The organism is Serratia proteamaculans (genome assembly GCF_004684015.1).
In the GTDB taxonomy this organism is placed as follows: domain Bacteria; phylum Pseudomonadota; class Gammaproteobacteria; order Enterobacterales; family Enterobacteriaceae; genus Serratia; species Serratia proteamaculans_F.
Genome location: NZ_SRIA01000018.1, coordinates 53,062 through 67,772 on the forward strand (window position 1 = coordinate 53,062; position 14,711 = coordinate 67,772).

Below are 14,711 nucleotides of genomic sequence, written 5' to 3' on the forward strand. Positions count from 1 at the left end.
CATTATTGCATCGATATTTTGATGAAGTTTTGCCGCGAAAACCTTATAGTATCCGCAAGTTAGTATTAACGATTTCCCTGGTGTTGTTGTGTGTCTTGCCCCTCTTCTTTGCAGGGGCTTTTTTCTTTTATCTCGCCCAGCTTGGTTTATTCATGATGTGGTCCTGCCAGTCCACCACTTCACTTTCACGTACCGCAATATGTCGCACCGTAATGCGTTCACCGTGCATCGCCGCCTTGGAACCGCTAACCAGTGGGTGCCAGGAGAATAGAGGTTTGCCTTCGCCAATCAGGCGATATGCACAGGTCGGTGGCAGCCAGTCAAATGTCGTGAGATTCTCACGCGTCAACTTGATACAGTCCTCTTCCAGCTCAAAGCGACGTTCATAGTTGCGGCACTGGCACGACTTAATATTCAGCTGGTCACAGGCTACGTTGGTGAAATAAATCTCGTCGGTATCTTCGTCGATCAGCTTATTCAGACAGCATTGCCCACAACCGTCGCACAGCGATTCCCACTCTTGTTCTGACATTTCCGCCAGCGTTTTTTGTTGCCAAAAAGGGGTTTGTGACATGTTCGCGTCCGGTATAGGTAAATGAATAGATAACCTGCGTACAGGTTTTGAGGGTGCACTATATAGAGATCCCAGCCAAATAGAAAGACTGAAAACACAATATAATCATAGCGATAACAACATAAACGCTTAAAAAAAATGCTATTTAAAACAACGATATTCAACATTCAGCACCGTGACTATCAGCCGATTGTTGCTTGATCCTTGCAGATAAAAACACGGTTCGTATCGCCTAATTATACGTACAAATCACAGGCCTATCACCTTTTCGTTTTGCCCCAGGATTATTGCCTGGCAACTCTGCAACTTACCGCTAAGATTCATCTTATAACGCACGATTTGCCGCCAAACACGACATAATCCTGCTATGTTTAATGTTCGCCTTTGATAACCGAGATAGGGAGCCAAGTATGTTTGGAAAAGCAGAAGACAAGGTCAATGAAGCTGCCGGTGCCGTTGAGGAAGCCTTTGGTAAGGCAACGGACTCGCCGGATCATCAGGTTAAAGGCGCAGCCCGTAAATATGCCTCCCAGGCCAGCTACGCGGCTCGCGATGCGGCTGATACGGTGCGGACTCAGGTTGAATCCAACCCGCTTGCCGGTGTGGCTATCGCCGCTGCGGTGGGGATTGTTTTCGGTTTCTTGCTGGGCCGTAAATAAGCACTTTGCCCAACCCAAACCGAAGAAAAAGACAAAAGGCCCCGCGGGGCCTTTTTTAGTGGGTCTTACCTGGTTTTAAATAACGCGAGTCGTTAATGATTTACCGTTGAGCGTGATTTTCAGCATGTCGCCTGAGCTCATCGGGCCAACGCCTTGCGGAGTACCGGTAAGAATAATGTCACCTGCGCGCAGCGTGAAGAAGCGGCTCATATAACTGATCAGCGGCAGGATCGGGGTGATCATATCGCGAGTATTGCCCTGCTGACGCACCTGGTCATTGACCGTCAGGGACAGCTCGGCATTTTGCGGATCGCCAAATTCCGCCACCGGAATAAAACCGGAGATCGGGCAGGAGCCGTCAAACCCCTTGGCTTTTTCCCAGGGCTGCCCCGCCTTCTTGAAGCCCGCCTGCAGTTCACGCAGCGTCAAATCCAGCGCCACACCGTACCCGGCGATGGCTCGAGCAACCCGATCTTCATTAGCCTGTTTTAACGGCGTACCGATTAACACCGCCAGTTCCACTTCATGATGTACCGAACCAAACTCTTTGGGGATCGCCACCGGCTGGCGGATATCGCACAGCGCCGTTTCAGGCTTGATAAACACTACCGGCTCTGCCGAGGTCGCACTACCCATTTCCTTAATATGATCGGCGTAGTTACTGCCTACACAAACCACTTTGTTTACCGGAAAATCAAGTAATGAACCCTGCCAGTCTCTATGTTGATACATACCGCTTCTCCCTACAATCATGTAGGGGCTTAGCTTGCTAAGCCCGTTATCCCACACGCGGGTGGAGGTACTCTGGCCCTGATTTATTGGCCGATACCGTCAGCCATCATACCCACACCGATGGCAAAATAGTAAGAGCGATTCCAGTGCATGATGGTGCGGAAATTGTCATAAACCATGAACGCCCGGCCCTGCATGTCATCCGGCGTAATCACCCAACTGCGCAAGGTAGAATGCGGCAAGGCTGAACCATCCGCACGGCGCACGCCACGCTTTTGCCATTCATTGACGCTGTGGGCCTGGCTGACTTTCAGCCCCAGGTTCTCGCTGCTGAAACCGGCAGGCAGTTTAACTTCCCTGCCCCAGCCCACGCCCGGTTGCCAACCTTCACGCGACAGATAACGGGCCGTAGAGGCAAACACGTCGTCAACGTTGTTCCAGATATCAATACGGCCATCGCCATCACCATCCGCCGCATAGTTCAGGAATGAAGTCGGCATAAACTGGCACTGGCCCATCGCACCAGCCCAGGAGCCTTTCAGTTGTTCGCGACTGACATGCCCCTGTTCGAGGATCCGCAGTGCCGCAATGAGCTGTTGGCTGAAGAAAGCTTCACGACGACCTTCAAAGGCCAGCGTAGCCAGCGCAGAGATCACATCCTCACGCCCCTGGATTTTGCCGAAGGCGCTTTCCATCCCCCACAGCGCCACCACATAACGCCCAGGAACACCGTAGTGAGCGGTAACACGAGACAACTTGGGCTGATATTGCCGGTAAAGAGCACGGTCCTGCGCGATTTTGGCCGGAGGCAATACGCGTTTTAGATAATCATCCAACGTGATTTTCTTTTCCGGCTGATTGCGGTCTGCCTTGATCACTCGGTCGACAAAATGCACGTTGGCAAAAGCGCTTTCGACGATAGCCGGGCTAATGCCCTGCGCCAGCGCCTGACGTTTCAGTTGCTCAATATAGGCGGGAAACTGTGCCGGATCGCGACCGGTTTCAGCCAACGTGCTTTGTGCTGGCGCAGCAGTTGTGGCCGGTGAAGCGACCTGCGCCAGCAGTTGCGGACAGACGCCAATTCCCAGCGCCAGCAGAGCCACTATCGCTGTCTTCGCTGACCCTCTCATCACCCAGCTCCTTTATCAGTTTGGGGTTACTGATCCAGCGTAGCCCCTGCACGCCAGCGACGGTTATTTTTTGTCGTCAGACAAGTGCTGTTTTAATAAATTTTCCAACGGCGGGGGCACCTGCAGATAAAACCCTTCTTCTTTCAGGGCCTCTTTCACTTTCTCAATATCTGCCGAGGCTAATTTCTCCCGACCTTCAAGAGAAAGCATCATTGCCAATTGCGGGGTGCCGAAACTTTTCATCAGATCTTCCGGCACTCGGGAGAAATCGTCTTTTTTTTCGACATAAAGATAAGTTTGATCGCGTTTCGAGCTTCTATAGATCACACAAAGCATGTTTTTAACTCTATTTAATTGGGGCAGCGTCTTGCCTGGATATAACTCTGACTATAACATGCTTATAGTACTTCGGAATATCGCACCCCGATTGGTATTCCGGGGATTTAAAGTTGCTGAGACTGAGTCAGGATAGATGTCACAATCGCCAATTGAGCTAAAAGGCAGCAGTTTTACCCTATCGGTTGTTCATTTGTATAATTCGGAACCCGAGGTAATACGTCAGGCGTTACAAGAAAAAGTCGAGCAAGCACCCGCTTTTTTGAAAAATGCCCCTGTTGTTATCAACGTTGCAACGCTGAACGGCGACGCAAACTGGAAAGAACTTCAACAGGCTGTCACGGCAGCAGGGCTGCGCGTTGTGGGTATCAGCGGTTGCAGAGATGAGCGGCAAAAACGTGCCATAGCCCGTGCCGGGCTGCCGTTATTGAACGAAGGCAAAGGCCAGAAGATGGCCGCCCCGGAAGCGGCGCCCGCGCCAGCCCCGGTGGTGGATCCCAACGCCCCCGCCAAGACGCGCATCATCAGTACCCCTGTTCGTTCCGGCCAACAGATTTATGCCCGCAACAGCGATCTGATCGTGACCAGCAGCGTCAGCGCCGGCGCTGAATTAATTGCCGATGGCAATATTCACGTTTACGGCATGATGCGCGGTCGTGCGCTGGCTGGTGCTTCAGGTGATACACAGTGCCAGATTTTTTGCACGCACCTGGGTGCTGAGCTAGTCTCTATCGCAGGGCAGTACTGGTTGAGCGACCAAATCCCGTCCGACTATGTCGGGCAGGCAGTACGACTCAGCCTGTTGGATAACGCTTTAACCATACAACCTTTAAATTAAGCCCTTTTGACAAGGAATCCATTTCATGGCACGCATTATTGTTGTTACATCGGGTAAAGGGGGCGTTGGCAAGACCACTTCAAGCGCGGCCATCGCTACCGGCTTAGCCCAAAAAGGGAAGAAAACCGTGGTGATCGATTTCGATATCGGTCTGCGGAATCTTGACCTGATCATGGGCTGTGAACGCCGGGTTGTTTACGATTTCGTTAACGTCATTCAGGGTGATGCCACACTGAACCAGGCGTTGATCAAGGACAAGCGCACAGATAACCTGTTTATCTTGCCAGCTTCGCAAACGCGCGATAAAGACGCGCTGACCCGCGAAGGCGTTGAGAAGATCCTCAACGATTTGGGCGAGATGGATTTTGACTTTGTGGTCTGTGACTCTCCGGCAGGTATCGAAACCGGCGCGCTGATGGCCCTGTACTTCGCGGATGAAGCCATCATCACCACCAACCCGGAAGTTTCCTCAGTACGTGACTCCGACCGTATCCTGGGCATTTTGTCTTCCAAATCCCGTCGCGCTGAAAGAGGCGAATCGGCGATTAAAGAACACCTTCTGCTGACTCGCTATAACCCGGGCCGCGTGAGCCGTGGGGATATGCTGAGCATGGAAGACGTACTGGAAATCCTGCGCATTCCTCTGGTCGGTGTTATCCCGGAAGACCAGTCCGTGCTGCGGGCCTCCAACCAGGGTGAGCCGGTGATCCTTGATGCCGAATCAGACGCTGGCAAGGCCTATGACGATACCGTTAGCCGCTTGTTAGGGGAAGAACGCCCCTTCCGCTTCATTGAAGAAGAGAAGAAGGGTTTCCTGAAACGCCTTTTTGGGGGATAAACCATGGCATTACTAGACTTCTTTCTGTCCCGCAAAAAGCAGACAGCCAATATAGCCAAGGAACGGCTGCAGATTATCGTCGCGGAGCGTCGTCGGGGGGACAGTGAGCCCCCGTATCTGCCTGATTTGAAACGCGATATTCTGGCGGTAATTTGCAAATACATTCAAATCGACCCTGAAATGCTGCACGTGCAGTTTGAGCAGAAAGGGGACGATATTTCGGTGCTTGAACTCAACGTGACATTACCGGAATCGGAAGAAGTAACTAAATGAGCGTGACGCATTAATTACCCCCTGTGTATTTCATACAGGGGGTAACTGTATGCATAACCAGTTATTGAGATGAAAAAGAGTTAATAATCGTTTTTATCCTTTGGGATTAATCTCAATTAATCTTGCGTCACGGTTGTTTAAAGTAAATGCTGCCGGTAAGAGTCTCTACTTCGATTATTTATAATAAATAATCAGAGCAGAGTTTCCTTACCCTGCCCCAACGTTTTCACAGCCCGATTAATAATCCTTCAAAATGTCCTGAAGGGGGGCCGCTAATAAATCACCGCGCCATCCGCTGACTAATTCTGGCAAATTGTCGCCAACCTTCAATTTCCAATGCCAGTTAAGCAACTGGTTAATCTGCCGACGCGATGCCAGCAATTCGCTGCTCAACCCGCTTTGCTCACTGGCAATGACGATCGCCGCTTTGATTTCCTTAAACACTTTCTTATAACCCGGCTGATCGATCAGGTTCGGTAACGGCTCCGGCAACGCCGACTCTTCCAGCTCAGCGGCCTCTGCCACCAACGCCACCAGCGTTTTACCGTGATAACGAATTTCCGGGCCGCTCAGCCCCAGCGAGTCCAGTTCACCCAGCGAGGTCGGCATATGACGCGCTACCTGCCAGAGGTTCTCCTCACGTACCACGAAGTTCACCGCCAGGTCACGCTCACGCGCCTGACGCAGTCGCCATTCGGCCAGTTTCTGCAAGCAACCCAACTGGCGTGGACGTAATTGCCAGGCGTTGGTGATTTCACGGTAGGCCAATTCCGGCGCCAGCGTCTCGCTACGGCGTTGACACAACAGCAGGCATTCATTGCTGGCAGCCGCCGTCCAACCGACCTCTTCCGTCTCCTGCACCAGCCGTTTGGCCATTGGCAGCAGATAGAACACGTCAGCAGCGGCGTAGACGCACTGTTTTTCCGTCAGCGGACGCGCCAGCCAGTCGGTCCGGGCTTCGCTTTTATCCAGTTCCACCTGCATATACTCCGCCACCAGGGTAGCGAAGCCACAAGACATCGGACGACCGGTAAAGGCTGCCAGGATCTGGGTATCCACCATTGGCGTCGGTAGCGTTTTGAACGCGTTGAGGAACACTTCCAGATCCTCACTGCCGGCGTGCAGGAATTTCACCACCTGAGTGTTGCTCAGCAGCTCGATAAACGGCTGCCACTGCTTGATTGGCAAAGGGTCAATCAGGGAGAGTTGTTCACCATCGTATAACTGAATCAGGCCTAACTGCGGATAGTAAGTGCGCGTTCTGACAAATTCGGTGTCCAGCGCAATCTGGGCATGGTTTTTCGCCTGCTCGCAGACCTGCTGCAATCCGGCATCGGTAGTGATCAACTGATAGTTCAAAACGTCATTCTCTTGGTCGCTTTCATGATTCAAACACAACAACGCCGGCATTCACCGGCGTTGTTGATCTGTAAGGCGTAGATGATAGCCTAGGCGGCATCGGCCGCCACAGGTTTTTTCTGCTCATCACGCAGTTCTCGCCGCAAAATTTTACCGACGTTAGACTTCGGTAACTCATCGCGGAACTCAACAATTTTAGGCACTTTATACCCGGTAAGCTGCCGACGACAATGGGTCAACAGCTCTTCTTTGGTCAACGAGGCGTCTTTCTTCACCACGCAGATCTTGACCGCTTCACCGGAGACGTCACTTGGCACGCCAATCGCCGCGCACTCCAACACTTTAGGGTGCTGACTGACCACGTCTTCAATCTCGTTCGGGTATACGTTGAACCCGGAAACCAGGATCATGTCTTTCTTACGATCGACGACGCGCACAAAGCCCATCTCATCCACTGTAACTATATCGCCGGTCGCGAGCCAGCCATCTTTCAACACTTCATCAGTGGCATCCGGCCGCTGCCAGTAGCCTAACATAACTTGCGGCCCTTTAACCCACAGTTCGCCCGGCTCGCCGACCGGCACATCATTGCCGTTATCATCCACCAGCCGAATATCGGTGGAAGGCACCGGAAGACCGATGCTGCCGCTGTAGTGTTTCAAATCGTGCGGGTTACAGGTCACCAGGGGGGCGCATTCAGTCAGGCCATAGCCTTCCAGCAGGTGCTTGCCGGTGGTTTTCTCCCACTTGTCCGCCACCGCTTTCTGTACCGACATACCGCCACCGACCGAGAAGCGCAGCGTCGAGAAATCGAGCTGATGGAAGTCAGCATTATTCAGCAGCGCATTGAACAAGGTATTCACCCCACTTAATGCAGTGAACGGATAGCGTCCCAACTCTTTCACTAGCCCCGGAATATCACGCGGGTTGGTGATCAACAGATTACGGCCGCCTAATTCGATGAACAGCAGGCAGTTAACCGTTAACGCAAAGATATGGTAGAGCGGCAATGCGGTGACGATCAGTTCCTGACCGTCGCGGAACAGCGGCTCGTAGGCGGCTTTGGCCTGCGCCACGTTGGCCTGCATGTTACGGTGCGTCAGCATCGCGCCTTTCGCCACGCCGGTGGTGCCACCGGTATATTGCAGGAACGCCAGGTCGGAGTTGATGATATCGGGTTTGACATACTGCAGCCGGCGTCCGCGCTGCAAAGCGCTGCGGAAAGAAATGGCGGCCGGCAGATGGTATTTTGGCACCAGCCGCTTGATGTATTTCACCACAAAGTTAACCAGTGTACCTTTGGCGGCGGACAGCTGGTCGCCCATGCGCGTCAGGATCACGTGTTTTACCTGGGTGTTGAATACCACTTTTTCCAGCGTGTGGGCGAAGTTGGAGACGATCACGATGGCACTGGCACCGCTGTCGTTCAGTTGGTGCTCCAGTTCACGCGGCGTGTACAGTGGGTTAACGTTGACCACCACCATACCGGCTCGCAAAATGCCAAACAACGCAATCGGATACTGCAACAGATTCGGCATCATCAGGGCAACGCGGTCACCCTTCTGCAGACCCAGTTCATTTTGCAGGTAAGCGGCAAAAGCTCGACTGCGCTCTTCCAGCTTGCGGTAGGTCATGACCTCACCCATGTTCATGAAAGCGGGTTGATCCGCGTAACGCTTAACCGCATTTTCAAACATTTCGACCAAAGATGAATAACGATCGGCGTCGATCTCTGCCGGAACATCTGCCGGGTAACGTTTTAACCAAACCTTATCCAAGGTATTACTCCTGAAATCATTATTCATTATCATCGCAGCCCCTAAATATGCAGCTAAACCATAACAATATTTTAACTCAGCAGACCAGTTTGAGTTTTAAACAATATTAAGGTTGCGATGTACATCACTAATTGGCGCCGTTTCCCTGCACCAAAAGAAAAAGGCGGCCAGAGCCGCCTCAAATTGCTAACAATGTTCTTTACGATTACAAGCCCTGATCTGAGGGCTGATATAAACAAAGAATTATGTCTTCTGATTTACCCCAAACACCCGAAAACCACGTTTTTCGGGTGTTTGTCATTAGACTAAGGCGGCCGGAGCCGCCCTATCAAAATTGTTAACTTCTCGCGAACACTACTCGGTAACGATGGTTTGCACCTGCGCCGGACCAGGATTGTACCATCCGTAGCCCACGCCCCAGCCGGGTCCCCAGGTACCGCTACGCCAGCCCCATGGCCCCATCGGCGCCGGCGGCATCATCACCTGCTGGCTAAGGTGCCAGCGTTTATAACCGGTGGCGTTCATGGTGACAAACTTGTACGGCGTCATGCCAATCTTGCCGTCTCTGACGCCGGTAATTGGTCCCACCACGGTAACCAGCTGACCTTTGAAATCAACCGGCTCCAGGAAACCGTTAACCGAGGCCAACAAGCGCCCCCGTGACGGCTCGCCCAAAATCGGCCGGGCACCGGAATCGAGCGGTACGGCGGCAATTTCCAACACCGTACGCCCCTGCTCATTGGCGACATTCACCACGGTGCCACCAAAGCGGGCCTCTGCTCCCACAAACAGGTTCGGCGCATTCTGCACCGAGGACAACTGCTGCACCGGCGTTTCTGTGCTGCCTTTAATTGCGTCGGGTACGGTAACACAGCCCGACAGTGCCAGCGCGCCACCGGCAATAGCCAGTAGCGCCATTTTTTTACTTACAGTGCGGGTTAGCATCGTCGCAATCTCCTGAAATAGCTGTAACTTTGACATCAGTTCACCGAGCAAGTTGCAGTTCATTCGTATGCCGATCGCCAGCAAAGCACAATAGGTCGCGCTATTCACGCCCCGGCAATTTTTTCCAGGTGACTTCATTACGCAGGTAGGTCGGCTCGGCATTTTCTACCGCGACCGCCTGCCCCTGTTGCCAGGCATGCAATGCCAACGGCAGCATATCTTCCGCCTGCGGCAATAACATTTGACCATCGCTCAAGCTTAACGAGGAACCGGTGACCAGATCCGGATAGGTTTGCCAGCCGGTACCAACATGCGCCCAGTGCCCCTGCAGACCTTGTGCACGCACCAGCGCCTGCGGGGGTGAAAGTACCGCTTCACCTTCGCTTTCCAGCCAATGGCCGTCTTGCTGACGTTCAAACTGGCCCCAGTAAACTTCACCCATGCGCGCATCTATCGCCGCCAGCACACGATCAGCCCCGGTGACGCGCCAGGCACCTTGCGCCATGGTCTGCAACGTGGAGATACCCAATAACGGCAAGCCGGCACCCAGTGCCAAACCCTGCGCGATACCGATGCCAATACGCACGCCGGTAAAACTCCCCGGCCCACGGCCAAAGGCCAAAGCATCAAGTTGATTAAGCGTGACGCCGGATTCCGCCAGCACTTGCTGCACCATAGGTAAAATGCGTTGCGTATGCTCACGTGGGCACAGTTCAAACAGGGCGTGGATTTCGCCTTGATTCCAGATGGCAACGGAACAGGCTTCCGTCGCCGTATCGATCGCTAAAATTCGCGTGGACATGCCAACCTCAGGCGGGAAAAAAACAGGGTTTTTCATACAGGGCGCGCATTGTAGCACAGCCCTGTGGTCACGCCTATCCGCTAGCGCTCCGCCTGCAGGAAGGCAATCGCCTGGGCAATATCACGGGTGCGTGGCGTCGGCGGCAGGCTGTTGAGGAACACTTCGCCATAGGGCCGCATCACCAGGCGGTTATCACAGATCACCAGCACGCCACGGTCATCGGTATCGCGGATCAAGCGCCCAACCCCTTGTTTCAACGTGATGACCGCATCCGGCAGTTGCACGTCGTTAAACGGATCGCCACCGCGCAACCGGCAGTCCTCAATCCTTGCCTTCAACAAGGGATCGTCCGGCGAGGTAAACGGCAGTTTGTCGATGATCACGCACGACAGGGCATCGCCACGCACGTCGACCCCTTCCCAGAAACTGCTGGTCGCCACCAGTAACGCATTGCCGGACTCAACAAACTGCGCTAACAGTTGGCCCTTACTGGTTTCCCCCTGCAACAGCACCGGTAAGGTCATGGTTGCACGGAATTCTTCCGCCAGTTCACGCATCATCTGGTGCGAGGTACAGAGGAAGAAACAACGGCCGTTATTGGCCTCAATCAACGGCCGCAGCATACGCGCCAATTGCCGGGCACCACCCGGTTGGTTCGGTGACGGCAAAAAGCGCGGCACACACAGCAATGCCTGTTTGGCATAGTCGAACGGGCTGGCCAGCAGCAAGGTTTTGGCCTTATTCAGGCCCAGACGGTCGGTAAAATGCCCCATTTGTTCATTAACCGACAAAGTTGCCGAGGTAAAAATCCAACTGCCTGGTTTCTCATCCAGCAACTCACGGAAACGATCGGCCACCGTCAATGGCGTCAGCGCCAAAACAAAATGGCGCGAGTTGCACTCGTACCAGTAGCTGAAACCCGGTTCTGTCACTTCTTTCAAACGTTTGAGCCGTGCACGGTACAGCGTGGCGCGTTCGAAGGCGGCATCCAGCAAGGCTGATCGCCCAAGGGACAGCTTGACTACGTCGTAGCAGAGTTCGAGCGCATCATCGAGCAACAGCAAGGCGCGCTGCACATTAGGTTGGCTTAATACCTCACGCAGATTGCCGCGAAAACCTGGCTCACCCAGCATTAAGCGGAAATCCTGCGTACTTTGGCTAAGACGGTCGGCGCTTTTTTGAAGCTGCGCCGCGTCACGTACTTCGGTACGGTAAGCAATGGAAATGTCTTTGGCCAGATCCAGCAACTGGCGGCTGGTTAGCTGTTTGCCGAAATACTGGCTGGCGATGTCCGGGATCTGATGCGCTTCATCGAAGATCATCACATCGGCCTCGGGGATCAGTTCGGCAAAGCCGCCCTCTTTCACGACCATGTCCGCCAGGAACAAATGGTGGTTCACTACCACCACGTCCGCATCCATAGCACGGCGACGGGCTTTGACCACAAAGCAATCTTTATACAACGGACAGTCGCTACCCAGACAGTTATCGTTGGTGCTGGTCACCAGTGGCCAGACAAAGCTGTCTTCTGCCACGTCGCTGCAGCTGCTGATGTCGCCCTCTTTGGTCATTGACGACCATTTGCGCAGATGAACCAGGTCGATCAGCGCCTGTCCGGCCAGTTCACCACCGGCCATCGACTGCTGTTCCAGACGCTCCAGACACAGGTAGTTGGATCGCCCCTTCAACAGCGCCATCTTGCCTTTGTAGTTCAGCGCCTTGGCAACGGTGGGCAGATCGCGTGCATAAAGCTGATCCTGCAGTGCTTTTGAACCGGTGGAAATAATCACTTTGCGATCGGCCCGCAGTGCCGGTGCCAGGTAGGCGAAGGTTTTACCGGTGCCGGTGCCCGCTTCGACCACCAACTCCTGCTTGAAGTTAATGGCTTCGGTGACCGCTTCCGCCATCTGCCGCTGTGCTTCACGCGGTTTGAAACCCTTGATTGCCTGCGCCAGGGCGCCGTCTGTTGCGAAATCGTCTGTCACGCTATCTCTCTGCCGGTATTATTCAGCGTTGATTATGCCAATCCTGCCGCGCGGCTACCACCGACTTTAACGTCGAGTATTTCTGCCGATGGCTGTGATACCCTACACGCGACTATGATATGGAGATAACCGAATGAATATTGAACGAATTGATCCTGCCGATCGCTGGTCTGAAGCCGTAGTTCATAACGACACTGTTTATTACACCAGCGTGCCGGAAAATCTGGATGATGATGCGACCGCGCAGACCGCTAACGCCCTGGCAGCGATTGACATGATCCTGACCCGTGTAGGCTCCGATAAAAGCCGGGTGCTGGACGCCACCATTTTTCTGGCCGACGGCGCTGACTTTGCTGCGATGAATGCCGCCTGGGATGCCTGGGTGGTTGCCGGTAGCGCCCCAGTGCGCTGTACCGTGCAGGCCAAATTGATGAACCCGAAGTACAAGGTTGAAATCAAAATTATTGCCGCGCTGTAAAGTAAAAAACCGCAGACGATAACGCCTGCGGTTTTATTTTGTCGCATTTGCTGCTGATTAAGCCAGTTTGATGATCACCATTCCCGCCAGTAACAGCACCAGACCAATCCAGCCTTTGGCATTCAATCGCTGACCAAACAGGATCCAGCCGGCAGCGATTGTCGCGGCGATACCGAAACCGCCCCACAGCGCATAGGCAACCGACAGGTCAATCCCCTTCACCGCCTGCGCCAGCGCACTGAACGCCCCCAGTACCGACAGCAGAGACAACAGACCCAACCAAATTTTGCGGAAACCGTCCGACATCTTCAGGAAAATGTTGGCGATAATCTCCAGCACGATCGCCAACCCCAGAAAAGCAATGTGGTACAACTCAAGCTGTTGCATGGTTGTCACCTCGCGGAGTTGCCTGTTTTCGTGGTTTGCGGGTGCCGGACTTCACCAACATGATACCGGCAATCAACGTCACCAGACCCAGCACCTTCAATGCCGAGATAGGTTCGTCAAACCACAGCACGCTAAACAGGGTAATAAACAGGATACCGATACCTTCCCACAGCGCATAGGCGACGCCCAGAGCAACTCGTTTTACCGCCATCGACAGCATCACATACGACGCGGTGATCATGACATACATCACTATATGGCCGGTCATGCCGCCGCTGACGCTGGCGTATTTCATTGACAGGGTACCGATAATTTCGGTGACGATGGCCAAACCTAAAAAGATCCAATAAATCATAATTTCTCTCCAAAACGGCGAATAACGCACGCTAAGGCATATTTATCCCGATTTATCTCGTCAGACAGGCGTAAACAGGCGCTGAAGACGCAGAGATCCCTGGGGATAAACTGACCCAAACGTAATAAAAATGTTTGCCCGGTTACGCGAAATGACGGAGGACTGAGCCTGTCACCAGCACCGGTTAAGGGAGAAAGACGCTATAGCTCGCTGCACCAGTGATGCTCACTGGCAAGGATGGCAGACAGGAAAAGCTGGCAGGTAGAGGTTCTGAGGGTAATTCCATTAGTTGTCATCATAAGTATTCTCTATTCTCAGCCGCACATAATCTTGTTACACGGAGTGCGATTTGCCCAATATCCTCATCAAGTAAAATTTCAACTGCAATAGTTGTACCATAGCAATAATCATAAAGCAAACCGCCATTTTCACAAAAACAGCAAAAAAATAGTCTATAAATAAGAAAGTTAACTAATTTAAAAATAAAAAAAGGCCCAACAAGCCGTTGAACCTTCGTTTAAGTTTGGCCGACCAAATAATCGCCAAAACCAGGCCCGGTGCGGGTTACGCCGTGGCGCCACTCACCGCAGTACGTGCCAGTTCAGTGATGCGCGCGTAGTCACCATTTTCCAACGCGTCGGCCGGGACCAACCAGGAGCCACCGATACACAATACGCTTTTCAGCGCCAGGTAATCACGGTAGTTACTTGGGGTGATGCCACCGGTCGGGCAGAAACGTACCTGCGGAAATGGGCCGCCGATCGCCTGTAGTGCCTTAACCCCGCCGTTGGCTTCAGCCGGGAAGAACTTGAACTCACGCAGACCGTGATCCAAACCCAGCATCAGTTCTGAAACGGTGCTGATACCCGGAATCAATGGAATGCTGCCCGCGGTAGCAGCTTTCAGCAGCGCCTCGGTCAGGCCAGGGCTGATGGCGAATTGCGCACCGGCTTCGGTCACCGCCTGCAACTGCTGCGGGTTAAGCACCGTACCGGCACCAATAATCGCCTCCGGCACCTCAGCCGCGATAGCGCGGATCGCGTCCATAGCGCAGGCGGTACGCAAAGTGACTTCCAATACACGCACGCCACCGGCGACCAGCGCCCTGGCCAGCGGCACCGCATGTTCCAGCTTATTAATCACAATCACCGGAACTACCGGACCGGCGGTCAGGATCTGTTCTGCGCTGGTTTTCCAGTTTTTCATCGTTACTTCTCCATTACTTACGGGTTATCAATGGCA

At 53.4% G+C, this 14,711-nt stretch carries 17 protein-coding genes; 5 read left to right on the top strand and 12 right to left on the bottom strand.

The features are described from left to right. Positions 1–127: 127 nt before the first annotated feature. On the bottom strand, positions 128–574 hold the full coding sequence (locus E5C26_RS14050; protein WP_012145475.1) for a YcgN family cysteine cluster protein: 447 nt from the start codon (positions 572–574) through the stop codon (positions 128–130). A 410-nt stretch (positions 575–984) separates the two neighbouring features. Between E5C26_RS14050 and E5C26_RS14055 the strand changes: the two genes are divergently transcribed. Next, a complete protein-coding gene (locus E5C26_RS14055; RefSeq protein WP_012145476.1) occupies positions 985–1,233 on the top strand; it encodes a CsbD family protein in 249 nt (82 codons plus the stop codon). Between the two features lie 75 nt (positions 1,234–1,308). Here the strand turns inward: E5C26_RS14055 and E5C26_RS14060 are convergent, their stop codons facing one another. The 3 genes from E5C26_RS14060 to E5C26_RS14070 all read right to left on the bottom strand — a co-directional run bounded on the left by E5C26_RS14060 (position 1,309) and on the right by E5C26_RS14070 (position 3,431). After that, complete coding sequence (locus tag E5C26_RS14060) at positions 1,309–1,965, bottom strand: fumarylacetoacetate hydrolase family protein (protein WP_012145477.1); 657 nt, start codon at positions 1,963–1,965, stop codon at positions 1,309–1,311. A gap of 83 nt (positions 1,966–2,048) precedes the next feature. Beyond that, complete coding sequence (locus tag E5C26_RS14065; RefSeq protein ID WP_135316863.1) at positions 2,049–3,095, bottom strand: lytic murein transglycosylase; 1,047 nt, start codon at positions 3,093–3,095, stop codon at positions 2,049–2,051. Positions 3,096–3,158: 63 nt separating this feature from the next. Next, positions 3,159–3,431 carry a YcgL domain-containing protein gene (locus E5C26_RS14070; protein ID WP_135316864.1) on the bottom strand — a complete coding sequence of 91 codons (273 nt, stop codon included), beginning with the start codon at positions 3,429–3,431 and terminating at the stop codon, positions 3,159–3,161. A gap of 136 nt (positions 3,432–3,567) precedes the next feature. Between E5C26_RS14070 and minC the strand changes: the two genes are divergently transcribed. From minC to minE, 3 genes are read left to right on the top strand one after another with little or no spacing between them, the layout of a single operon-like run. After that, the gene (gene minC / locus E5C26_RS14075) at positions 3,568–4,269 is read left to right on the top strand and encodes a septum site-determining protein MinC (protein ID WP_135316865.1); all 702 of its coding nucleotides are present in this window, start codon (positions 3,568–3,570) and stop codon (positions 4,267–4,269) included. Between the two features lie 25 nt (positions 4,270–4,294). Then, a complete protein-coding gene (minD, locus tag E5C26_RS14080) occupies positions 4,295–5,107 on the top strand; it encodes a septum site-determining protein MinD (RefSeq protein ID WP_135316866.1) in 813 nt (270 codons plus the stop codon). Between the two features lie 3 nt (positions 5,108–5,110). Then, complete coding sequence (gene minE / locus E5C26_RS14085) at positions 5,111–5,380, top strand: cell division topological specificity factor MinE (RefSeq protein ID WP_012145482.1); 270 nt, start codon at positions 5,111–5,113, stop codon at positions 5,378–5,380. Between the two features lie 237 nt (positions 5,381–5,617). On the opposite strand, the gene rnd is transcribed toward minE, so the two are convergent. The 5 genes from rnd to E5C26_RS14110 form a co-directional block, all read right to left on the bottom strand. Further along, positions 5,618–6,739, bottom strand: a complete 1,122-nt coding sequence (rnd, locus tag E5C26_RS14090; RefSeq protein ID WP_135316867.1) for a ribonuclease D — start codon at positions 6,737–6,739, stop codon at positions 5,618–5,620. Between the two features lie 89 nt (positions 6,740–6,828). Next, positions 6,829–8,517, bottom strand: coding sequence for a long-chain-fatty-acid--CoA ligase FadD (fadD, locus tag E5C26_RS14095; RefSeq protein WP_135316868.1), 1,689 nt, complete (start codon positions 8,515–8,517; stop codon positions 6,829–6,831). A 354-nt stretch (positions 8,518–8,871) separates the two neighbouring features. Continuing rightward, positions 8,872–9,462 carry a Slp family lipoprotein gene (locus E5C26_RS14100; RefSeq protein ID WP_135316869.1) on the bottom strand — a complete coding sequence of 197 codons (591 nt, stop codon included), beginning with the start codon at positions 9,460–9,462 and terminating at the stop codon, positions 8,872–8,874. 100 nt (positions 9,463–9,562) lie between these two features. After that, complete coding sequence (gene tsaB / locus E5C26_RS14105; protein WP_135316870.1) at positions 9,563–10,264, bottom strand: tRNA (adenosine(37)-N6)-threonylcarbamoyltransferase complex dimerization subunit type 1 TsaB; 702 nt, start codon at positions 10,262–10,264, stop codon at positions 9,563–9,565. An 80-nt stretch (positions 10,265–10,344) separates the two neighbouring features. After that, complete coding sequence (locus E5C26_RS14110) at positions 10,345–12,249, bottom strand: ATP-dependent DNA helicase (RefSeq protein ID WP_135316871.1); 1,905 nt, start codon at positions 12,247–12,249, stop codon at positions 10,345–10,347. A 133-nt stretch (positions 12,250–12,382) separates the two neighbouring features. Between E5C26_RS14110 and E5C26_RS14115 the strand changes: the two genes are divergently transcribed. Then, entirely contained in the window at positions 12,383–12,727 is a 345-nt protein-coding gene (locus tag E5C26_RS14115; protein ID WP_135316872.1) for a RidA family protein, read from the top strand. A 57-nt stretch (positions 12,728–12,784) separates the two neighbouring features. On the opposite strand, the gene mdtI is transcribed toward E5C26_RS14115, so the two are convergent. The 3 genes from mdtI to E5C26_RS14130 form a co-directional block, all read right to left on the bottom strand. Further along, positions 12,785–13,114, bottom strand: a complete 330-nt coding sequence (gene mdtI, locus E5C26_RS14120; RefSeq protein ID WP_135316873.1) for a multidrug/spermidine efflux SMR transporter subunit MdtI — start codon at positions 13,112–13,114, stop codon at positions 12,785–12,787. Then, a complete protein-coding gene (mdtJ, locus tag E5C26_RS14125; RefSeq protein WP_167796655.1) occupies positions 13,101–13,469 on the bottom strand; it encodes a multidrug/spermidine efflux SMR transporter subunit MdtJ in 369 nt (122 codons plus the stop codon). Before mdtJ ends, mdtI begins: the two co-directional genes overlap by 14 nt. 564 nt (positions 13,470–14,033) lie before the next feature. Continuing rightward, a complete protein-coding gene (locus tag E5C26_RS14130; protein ID WP_135316874.1) occupies positions 14,034–14,675 on the bottom strand; it encodes a bifunctional 4-hydroxy-2-oxoglutarate aldolase/2-dehydro-3-deoxy-phosphogluconate aldolase in 642 nt (213 codons plus the stop codon). Between the last annotated feature and the right edge of the window lie 36 nt (positions 14,676–14,711).

Coding starts and splice junctions, on each gene's coding strand:
- E5C26_RS14060 (WP_012145477.1), bottom strand. CDS start 1,965: ATGTATCAACATAGAGACTGGCAGGGTTCATTACTTGATTTTCCGGTA.
- minD (WP_135316866.1), top strand. CDS start 4,295: ATGGCACGCATTATTGTTGTTACATCGGGTAAAGGGGGCGTTGGCAAG.
- mdtI (WP_135316873.1), bottom strand. CDS start 13,114: ATGCAACAGCTTGAGTTGTACCACATTGCTTTTCTGGGGTTGGCGATC.
- minE (WP_012145482.1), top strand. CDS start 5,111: ATGGCATTACTAGACTTCTTTCTGTCCCGCAAAAAGCAGACAGCCAAT.
- E5C26_RS14050 (WP_012145475.1), bottom strand. CDS start 574: ATGTCACAAACCCCTTTTTGGCAACAAAAAACGCTGGCGGAAATGTCA.
- mdtJ (WP_167796655.1), bottom strand. CDS start 13,469: ATGATTTATTGGATCTTTTTAGGTTTGGCCATCGTCACCGAAATTATC.
- E5C26_RS14115 (WP_135316872.1), top strand. CDS start 12,383: ATGAATATTGAACGAATTGATCCTGCCGATCGCTGGTCTGAAGCCGTA.
- minC (WP_135316865.1), top strand. CDS start 3,568: ATGTCACAATCGCCAATTGAGCTAAAAGGCAGCAGTTTTACCCTATCG.
- E5C26_RS14055 (WP_012145476.1), top strand. CDS start 985: ATGTTTGGAAAAGCAGAAGACAAGGTCAATGAAGCTGCCGGTGCCGTT.
- E5C26_RS14130 (WP_135316874.1), bottom strand. CDS start 14,675: ATGAAAAACTGGAAAACCAGCGCAGAACAGATCCTGACCGCCGGTCCG.
- E5C26_RS14070 (WP_135316864.1), bottom strand. CDS start 3,431: ATGCTTTGTGTGATCTATAGAAGCTCGAAACGCGATCAAACTTATCTT.
- E5C26_RS14100 (WP_135316869.1), bottom strand. CDS start 9,462: ATGCTAACCCGCACTGTAAGTAAAAAAATGGCGCTACTGGCTATTGCC.
- E5C26_RS14065 (WP_135316863.1), bottom strand. CDS start 3,095: ATGAGAGGGTCAGCGAAGACAGCGATAGTGGCTCTGCTGGCGCTGGGA.
- tsaB (WP_135316870.1), bottom strand. CDS start 10,264: ATGTCCACGCGAATTTTAGCGATCGATACGGCGACGGAAGCCTGTTCC.